Source organism: Streptomyces sp. NPDC054872, assembly GCF_053610705.1.
The window spans coordinates 123122-131390 of the sequence record NZ_JBSGYY010000019.1 but is presented as its reverse complement, the minus strand read 5'-3'; the positions used below and the strand labels follow the sequence as shown (position 1 = coordinate 131390).

Sequence of the window (8269 nt, the reverse complement as noted above, 5' to 3'; positions counted from 1 at the left end):
CAGAGCGGAGGTGCCGGCCACCTTCGCTCCCGGCGGCCCGCGGATCAGGCGGACAGCACCGGGGCGTGTACCGGGAGGGCCACGCGGACCGAGAGCCCGCCCTCGAGGTTGGCCGTCGCGTGCACACTGCCGCCATGGGCGTTGGCGATGGCGACGACGATGGAGAGCCCGAGGCCCACGCCTTCGGACGAACCGGTCCGGTCCGCGTGCAGCCGCCGGAACGGCACGAACAGCTCGTCGACCTGCTCGTCCGGAACATGCGGGCCGGTGTTGTAGACCACGAGACCGCTCTCGGGGGACAGGTCGATCAGAACGTGCCCGCCATCGACGTTGTGCCGGATCGCGTTCTGCACCAGGTTGGCGACGAGACGGGTCAGCAGCACCTCGTCACCCGAGACGATGACGGGAGGAGTGACAGCCGTGAGGCTGATGTTGCGGCGCTCGGCGAAGGGGAGTTGCTCGGCCATGACGTGGTCGACTGCGGCGGCGAGATCCACTGGATCCCGGGAGGTGAGCTCCTGCTCTCCCTGCGCGAGTACGAGCAGGCCCTCGATGAGCCGCTCGAAACGCTTGGTGGCGCGGAGGAGTTCTTCGCGAATCCGGGTCACCCGCTCCGGGGTCGGGTTGTTCAGGCCGATCTCGATCGCCGTTCGCTGGATGGCAAGGGGGGTGCGCAGCTCGTGGGAGGCGTTGGCGACGAAACGGCGCTGGCTCGCCACGGCGTGATCCAGTCGGTCGAGCATGGCGTCGAAGGCGTCGGCTAGTTCCTTGAGTTCGTCCTTCGGCCCCGACAGGGCGATGCGTTCGTGCAGGGTGGACAGCGACAGCCGGCGGGCGGTGGCGGTGACGCTGTGCAGCGGACGCAGCAGCCGTCCGGTGAGCCACCAGCACACCACGATGGCCAGCAGCACCAGCACCCCGATGGCGATCAGGCTGATGATGAGCTGGGTGTCCGCCAGCGCCTCCTGCAGCTGCTCCTTCTCGCCCACGATGATGGCCGACGGCTCGGACTTGGGGCCCCGAGGGACTGCGTCGGACGCCTCGTACGGCAGGACCGAGCACGGTGCCTCCGGAGGCCGGAAACGGCAGGGGATCTTGGCGAGCGAGCCGGGCGAGACGAAGAAGTTGTCCACCTTGTCGCTGACGGCGCGCTGCTGGAATCGTTGCGTGACGCTCAGCACTGCCAGGGTGATGATCGTGAACATGCCGCTGTAGAGCAGCGTCATCCGGGCCCGAAGCGAGCCACTGAACGCCGAAGGGACGCGCCGCACGGCCCGTACCAGCCTCATGACCTGCACCCGCTTCCTGCGATGGCGGCGACGACGGCGGGGTCGCCGACATCTATTGGCGCAGATGCCCTGTACGGAGGGGGTTAACGCCTTGGGTCACCTTGCGGAAACCGCTTCTGGGAACGCGAATCGGCCGCCAGGCGAACCTGACGGCCGATCACGGAAGGCTGGAGTTCAGTCGGTACCTTTCATGGCTTCAATCAGGCTCTTGGGCCGCATGTCCGTCCATGTTTTCTCGATGTACTCAAGGCACTCTTCTCTTGGCGCCTCGCCGAACATGGTCTTCCAACCGTCGGGTACGGCCACGAAGACAGGCCAGAGCGAATGCTGGCCTTCATCGTTGACCAGGACCAGATAGCTTGCGTCGGGATCCTCAAAAGGGTTTGGCACGACACCGTCCTTATTTCTCGCGACAAGAGACCGCAGCGACGAGCGGATCCACTGTTGCATAGGCACTCACGGGTCATCAATGGGCGACGGTGCATACAGCGTTTACCGGCCCGTGCCGCTGAAGGCGGAGCTGTTCAACTGCGGCGTTTCGCCGGTTGGACGGGGGTCGGCCGACGTTGACGCAGCTGGGGCGCTGTGGTGCGTTAGTAACCACGCGCGGCGCAGGCGTATGCGCGGAATCAGTTCACAGGGAACCGGGTGCCGGTAAAGCGGCAGCGTAAATTCCGTACAGGAGGGCCCAAATGCCTGACAGCCGAGACCGAATATTTCTCCGCTCGAATGCGATCATCGAACCACTGGTCGACAGGTTCTATGCGTGGATGCATATTGTTGCGCCCGCTCAGGCGTCCATGAACCTGGCGAATGTGCAGGTGCCGCTGCTCGAGTCGTACCTCCAGTCTCCGCAGGTGCACATCTCGGCCAGCAGCAACCCGGCTCTGCGCGGCGGTTACTTCGTCGACGTCGAAGAGTCGCGGGCGGCGGAGGTCGGCGAGCTGCTGGACACCATCAAGCGCGAGCGCGCGGACATGCTCGCGTTCGCCGCTGCCATAGCCGAGGCGGACGAGCTGCTGCGGCAGAACGCCACCGGCTTCGATCTCACGCCGCTGTACCCGAAGCTGCCGGCGGCGCTGAACGGCTTGGTGGAGCTGGCCTACGACACCAGCAACCAGGCGTCCGTGCACCTGATCGAGCCGCTGCTGTACCACAGCAAGGCCTTCGACCGGGGCCGCCAATCCGTCCAGCTCTCCCTCGACGACGGTGTGGAGCGGCCGTTCATCCTCAGCACCCCCCGACTTCCCTCACCCGACGTGCTGGACCTGCAGATCCCGTTCGACCACCCCGGTCTTGACGAGCTGATGAGGGCGCGGATCGAAGGTACGACCGCCGCTCGCCTGCACGAGGCGCTCGGGCTCGACGGCGCCCAGGCCGCCCAGCTGGACAGGCTGCTCGTCCCGGAGCCGAGCCTCGCGCCGGACCGGCACATCGACAGCGGCGGCCGGATCCGCTACTTCGGGCACGCGTGCCTCGTGCTGCAGAGCCCGGAGGCCGCTGTCGTGGTGGATCCCTTCATCAGCACGGACAACCGCCACGGCGACCGGTACACCCTCGACGACCTGCCGGACCACATCGACCTGGCACTGATCACGCACGGGCACCAGGACCACATCGTCCTGGAGACCTTGCTGCAGCTGCGCTCACGCACTGACGCGGTCGTCGTCCCCCGCTCGTCGCGGGGCAACCTGTGCGACCCGTCGATCGGTCTCTACCTCAAGTCCATGGGCTTCACGGTGATCGAGGTCGACGACTTCGACGAGGTGCCGCTGCCGGGCGGCGCCCGAGTGGTGGCCACGCCGTTCCTCGGCGAGCACTCCGACCTCGACATCCGCTCCAAGTCGACCTACTTCGTGCAGCTTGCCGGTCTTTCGGCGTTCATCGGAGCGGACTCCTCGGGCATCGACCCGGTGCTGTACCAGTACATCCGCTCGCACCTGGGCGGCGTCGACAAGGCGTTCCTGGGCATGGAGTGCGACGGTGCCCCGCTGACCTGGCTCTACCAGGGACTGCTGACCCGCCCGGTGACCAAGAAGATGAGCGACTCGCGCAAGCTGTCGGGTTCGAACGCGGAGCAGGCAGGCGCGATCATGACCGAGCTCGGCGCGCGAGAGGCGTACGTGTACGCCATGGGCGAGGAGAGCTGGCAAGGCCACGTCATGGCGACGACGTACACGCCCGACACCTACCAGATCCAGCAGATAGAGGAGTTCCTCACCTGGTGCAAGGCGCAGGACGTCCACGCGGAACACCTGTTCAACAAGCGCGAGTGGCGCTGGTAAGAGGTCTTCGACGATGTCATATCTCCAGTCCAACGGGATCCGGCTCGCCTACCAGAGGTCCGGGCAGGGCAGCGAGACAGTGCTGCTCATCATGGGGTCGGCCGCGGCCGGCTACGCATGGGACATGCACCAGACGCCGGCGCTGCACCGGGCCGGCTATGCGACCGTCACCTTCGACAACCGCGGGATCGCGCCGTCGGACGCCCCACCCGGCAAATACACGCTGGCGGACGTGGTCGCCGACACCAAGGGCCTGATCGAGGCGCTGGATCTGGCACCGTGCCGGATCGTCGGCACCTCGATGGGGTCGCTGATCGCCCAGGAAATCGCCATCAGTGACCCACACCTGGTCCGCTCGGCGGTGCTCCTGGCCACCCGCGCCCGCTCGGACGTGCTGCGCCGGGCGCAGACCGCGGCGGACCGGGCCCTGCTGGAGAGCGGGGTCAAGCTGCCGCCGAAGTACCGGGCGGTCAATTCGGTGCTCCACATGCTGTCCCCGGACACCCTCAACGACGAAGAGGCAGTGGCTTCCTGGCTGGAGATATTCGAGCTGGCCGGCGGCGACGGGGAAACCGTCGCCGCGGGTCAGCAGTGGATCGACACCGACCAGGACCGCCGATCGGACCTCGGCAAGATCACCGCACCCTGCCGCGTCATCACCTTCGCCGATGACGCCGTCACCCCGCCGCGCCTCGGCGCCGAAGTGGCGGACGCCATCCCGAACTGCGACCTGGTGGAGATTCCGGGCTGCGGGCACCTTGGGCATCTGGAGCGCCCGGAGCCGGTCAACGAGGCGATCGTGGAGTTCTTCGACAAATATTGATCAATGTCGTTGGCGGGCCGCTGGCGACTAAGCGGCGTCGGCCCGCCAACGGGCGTTCCAACGCCTCCGTACCGGCCTCAAAGCCTGTACCCGCTTCCCGGTACGGTGACGATGACGGGCGGATCGCCGAGCTTGGACCGGAGCTTGCTCATCGTCACCTTGACGACGGTGGTGAACGGGTCCGTGTGCTCGTCCCAGGCCCGTTCCAGCAGTTCCTCCGTGCTGACGACCGCGCCTTGAGCCTGCATCAGCACTTTCAGCACCGCGTACTCCTTGCGGGAGAGCGGTACGTAGCGCCCGTCGCGGGATGCCTGCCGACGCGCCGTGTCCAGTGTGATGTCGCCGCACTCGAGGACCGGGGGTAGCAGCGGCCCGGCGCGGCGGCCGAGCGCAAGGACCCGCGCCACCAGTTCGTCGAAGGCGAAGGGCTTGGCCAGGTAGTCGTCGGCCCCCAGGTTCAGTCCCGCGACCCGTTCGTGTACCGCGCTGGAGGCGGTGAGCATCAGGATGCGTACGCGCCCCCCGAGCTGGGCCATGGCGCGGCAGATCTCGTCGCCGTGTACCCGTGGCAGGTCACGGTCCAGGACCAGTACGTCGTAGTCGTTGACGGCGAGGCGCTCCAACGCGGTGGCACCGTCATAGACGACATCGACCGCCATCGCCTCATCATGAAGTCCCTCGGCCACCAGGTCCGCAAGAAATTGCTCGTCCTCGGCCACCAGAATTCGCATGCTCAACATTGGCACACATCCGCCGTAATGCGGCGGTGAACAAACACAGTTCGAGCCGGTGGGGATCAGGCGGAGGTGTCCGCGGTCAAGGACGTCAGCAGGTCGTTGAGCCGGGTGACGAATGCGGCCGGCTCTTCGATCCGGGCACCCGTGGCAAGGACCGCCTGGTCGAACAGGACATGCGCCCAGACGGGCAGGCGCGGGTCGTCCTGTCCGCGGTTGAGCCGCTCGACCAGGGCGTGGCCGGGGTTGATCTCCAGGATCGGCTGGTGGGGCAGCCCCGAGCTCCGTAGCCGCTGCACGGCGGTGAGGTCGGTCTCCGTCCCGTCGGTGACGATGCAGGCGGGTGAGGTCGTCAGCCGGCTGGTCACGCGTACGTCCCACGCCTTGCCCGCCAGGTGCGCCTTGAGCCGGCCGAGAAGCGCGGCGTAGTCGGAGCTCGCCTGGTCGGCGGCCTGTTTCTCGGCGTCATCCGTCAAGTCGCCGAAGCCGGGCGGCCCCTGGGCGACGGACTGCAGCCGCTTGCCCTGGTACTCGCGCAGCGGGCCGGAAACGACGAAACTGTCCACCGCCTCGCCCAACAGGAGCACTTCGATGCCCTTGGTGCGGAACGCCTCCAGGTGAGGGCTGGCCGCGGCGGCGGCCGGGCTGGGTGCCAGGAGATAGTAGATCTTGTCCTGGCCCTCCTTCATCCTGGCCACGTAGTCGCTGAGCGAGACGTCGGCGTCCTGCGTGCCCGAGTAGGTGGAGGTGAAGCGCAGGAGCTCGGTGATGTCCTCCCGGTGGGGAGGGTCGTCGGAGATGCCTTGCTTGAGCACGCCGCCGAACTGCGTCCAGAAGTCCGTGTACTTGTCCGGCTGGTTGTCCGCAAGGCCCTTCAGCAGCTTCAGCACCCTCTTGACCGCGCTGGAGCGGATGTGGTCGACAGCCTGGCTCCCCTGGAGGATCTCCCGGGAGACGTTCAGTGGCAGGTCGGCCGAGTCGATGACCCCGCGTACGAATCGCAGGTAGCCGGGCAGCAGCTGCCCGGAGTCCTCGAGGATGAAGACGCGCCGGATGTGCAGGCGTACGCCGTCGCGGACCTGCGGAACCCACAGGTTGTGCGGCGCGCGGGACGGGATGTACAGCAGGAGCGTGTACTCGTACCGCCCTTCGACCTTCGTGTGCAGATGGGCGAGCGGATCGGAGAAGTCGTTGGTGAGGTGCCGGTAGTAGGAGTGGTAGTCCTGCTCGCTGAGCTCACTTTGCGGGCGCGCCCACAGGGCCGACGCCTGATTCACCGGGGCTTCGCCCTGTTCCATCACGATCGGCTGGCTGATGTGGTCCGAGTACCGATGGATGATCGAGCGCAGCCGGTGCTCGTTCAGTAACTCGTCCTCGCCTTCGCGCAGTTCGAGCACGATCGTGGTGCCGCGATCGGCGCGCTCGACGGCCTCCAGCATGTACTCGCCCTTGCCGTCCGACGACCAGCGCACCCCCTCGGACGCCGGCAGCCCGGCCCGCCGCGAGGTCAGCACCACTCGTTCGGCGACGATGAACGCGGAGTAGAAGCCGACACCGAACTGGCCGATCAGCTCGGCGTCGCGGCGCTGGTCCCCGGTGAGCGTCCGGATGAACTCGGCAGTGCCCGAGTGGGCGATGGTGCCGATGTTGTTCATCGCTTCCTGGCGGCTCATGCCGATTCCGTTGTCGGCGATCGTGATCGTGCCCGCATCCTTGTCGAACGTGACTCGGATCTGCGGCGCGTCGTCCTGCTCACCACTGGCCGATTCCGGGTGGGCGTACTGTTCGAACCGTAGCCGGTCGATCGCGTCCGAGGCATTCGAGATCAACTCGCGCAGAAAGATGTCCTTGTTGCTGTAGAGCGAATTGGCCATGAGGTCGAGAATCTGCGCCGCTTTGGCCTGAAAGGTGTACGTCTCCGGATGTGCCTGCAGTGTCATCGCTTACCTTCCGTTCCGGCAGTAAAAGAATTCCCCACAGCTCACAGGCACTGCTGATAGTCACGTTTGCCGAGCTGTTCGGCGATCTTCGCCCAACTCTCGGCGTACTGTCGGGCCAGGTCGGCGGTCGTCCGGGTGCAGTGGTGCGGCACCGCGTTCATCAGCTCCGGCCACTGGCTCATGACGGTCACATTGTGGTGAAGGAGTCGCAGCAGCTCGCGGCCGGTCTGTTTGTGGCGCAGCGAGGGATCGCGCATCAGCATCTTCAGCGCGCGGCCGGGGTCGACCTTCTCCGGGGCTTCCCGGCGTCGGCTCTGCGAGGGCCTCGCCGGTTCCATCGGCCGGCCCTGGGCGCCCGCCACAGGCGCGGAGGGCAGTGCTCTCACCGGAGGTTCGCCCGCCGCGAGCCGCCTCTTGACGTCCGTCACGGTCGCCGGTGAAATGCCGGCGAACCTGGCCACCTCACGCAAGGACGCGTCCGGACGTTCGGCAAGCACGTGGGCAGCCCGCAGGCGCCCCTCGGTGCTGTTCAACGGGCGGACCTTGCCGTCGATACCGACGCGCACGTGCGGCGCGGGGGAGGCGACGCGACCCCGGAGGGCGGCAATGGTCTTGGCGCCCAGGCCGGTGGCACGTGCTATCGCCCGGTCCGACATGTGTGCGTGCGAGACGAGGATCCTTTCCGCCGCAGTGCGGCGATCCGCAAGTGACAGCGGAAGGCCGTGCGTGACATTGGCCTGGACCGCGCATAAGAAGGCGTCGTCTTCGCTGCCGTCGAAGAAGACGGCTCTGATTTTGGTATCGCCTCGCAGGACGGCGGCGAAGACGCGATGCACCCCGTCAATCACCTGCATGGTCCGTTTGTTGACGACGATCGGCGGCAGTGGGCTATCGGTTTCTGCTAGCCGAATGATATGCTGCCGGTCTTCTCCCTCGACTCGAGGAGAATCGCCCGAGCGCAGTGCGGAAATCTCGACACTGCTGAATTCCTGATCCTGCTCAGCGGGGTGCTCATGCACCCGTTCTTTTAGATCATTGGGTGACTGCCGCAGGACAGGGGCAGCGATATCGACGTCAGACTGCTGCAATGCGATCACCTCGCGTGTGGATTGCTGCTGTTTCGCGTGAGGGCGCAGCAGCAGGAATTGTGTGATGGGTCAGCGGTTGTCCAGTGGGAGTGCACCCGGCATCTCTGCCA

At 66.5% G+C, this 8269-nt stretch carries 7 protein-coding genes; 2 read left to right on the top strand and 5 right to left on the bottom strand.

Going from position 1 to position 8269, the window contains the following annotated elements; all coding sequences use genetic code 11:
* Positions 1–44: 44 nt before the first annotated feature.
* Both ACWGIH_RS24005 and ACWGIH_RS24000 read right to left on the bottom strand, forming a co-directional pair.
* Positions 45–1289: a sensor histidine kinase gene (locus ACWGIH_RS24005; protein ID WP_453442935.1), complete on the bottom strand. Its 1245-nt coding sequence runs from the start codon at positions 1287–1289 to the stop codon at positions 45–47.
* A 174-nt stretch (positions 1290–1463) separates the two neighbouring features.
* A complete protein-coding gene (locus tag ACWGIH_RS24000; protein ID WP_453443194.1) occupies positions 1464–1679 on the bottom strand; it encodes an MbtH family protein in 216 nt (71 codons plus the stop codon).
* A 302-nt stretch (positions 1680–1981) separates the two neighbouring features.
* On the opposite strand from ACWGIH_RS24000, the gene ACWGIH_RS23995 reads away from it, so the two are divergent.
* Both ACWGIH_RS23995 and ACWGIH_RS23990 read left to right on the top strand, forming a co-directional pair.
* On the top strand, positions 1982–3574 hold the full coding sequence (locus tag ACWGIH_RS23995; protein WP_453442933.1) for an MBL fold metallo-hydrolase: 1593 nt from the start codon (positions 1982–1984) through the stop codon (positions 3572–3574).
* Positions 3575–3653: 79 nt separating this feature from the next.
* Positions 3654–4397: an alpha/beta fold hydrolase gene (locus tag ACWGIH_RS23990; RefSeq protein ID WP_453442931.1), complete on the top strand. Its 744-nt coding sequence runs from the start codon at positions 3654–3656 to the stop codon at positions 4395–4397.
* 77 nt (positions 4398–4474) lie between these two features.
* Here ACWGIH_RS23990 and ACWGIH_RS23985 read toward each other — a convergent pair whose 3' ends face one another.
* From ACWGIH_RS23985 to ACWGIH_RS23975, 3 genes are all read right to left on the bottom strand, one after another.
* On the bottom strand, positions 4475–5128 hold the full coding sequence (locus ACWGIH_RS23985) for a response regulator transcription factor (RefSeq protein ID WP_453442929.1): 654 nt from the start codon (positions 5126–5128) through the stop codon (positions 4475–4477).
* A 65-nt stretch (positions 5129–5193) separates the two neighbouring features.
* On the bottom strand, positions 5194–7071 hold the full coding sequence (gene htpG, locus ACWGIH_RS23980) for a molecular chaperone HtpG (protein ID WP_453442927.1): 1878 nt from the start codon (positions 7069–7071) through the stop codon (positions 5194–5196).
* A gap of 41 nt (positions 7072–7112) precedes the next feature.
* Positions 7113–8168, bottom strand: a complete 1056-nt coding sequence (locus tag ACWGIH_RS23975) for a ParB/RepB/Spo0J family partition protein (RefSeq protein ID WP_453442925.1) — start codon at positions 8166–8168, stop codon at positions 7113–7115.
* Between the last annotated feature and the right edge of the window lie 101 nt (positions 8169–8269).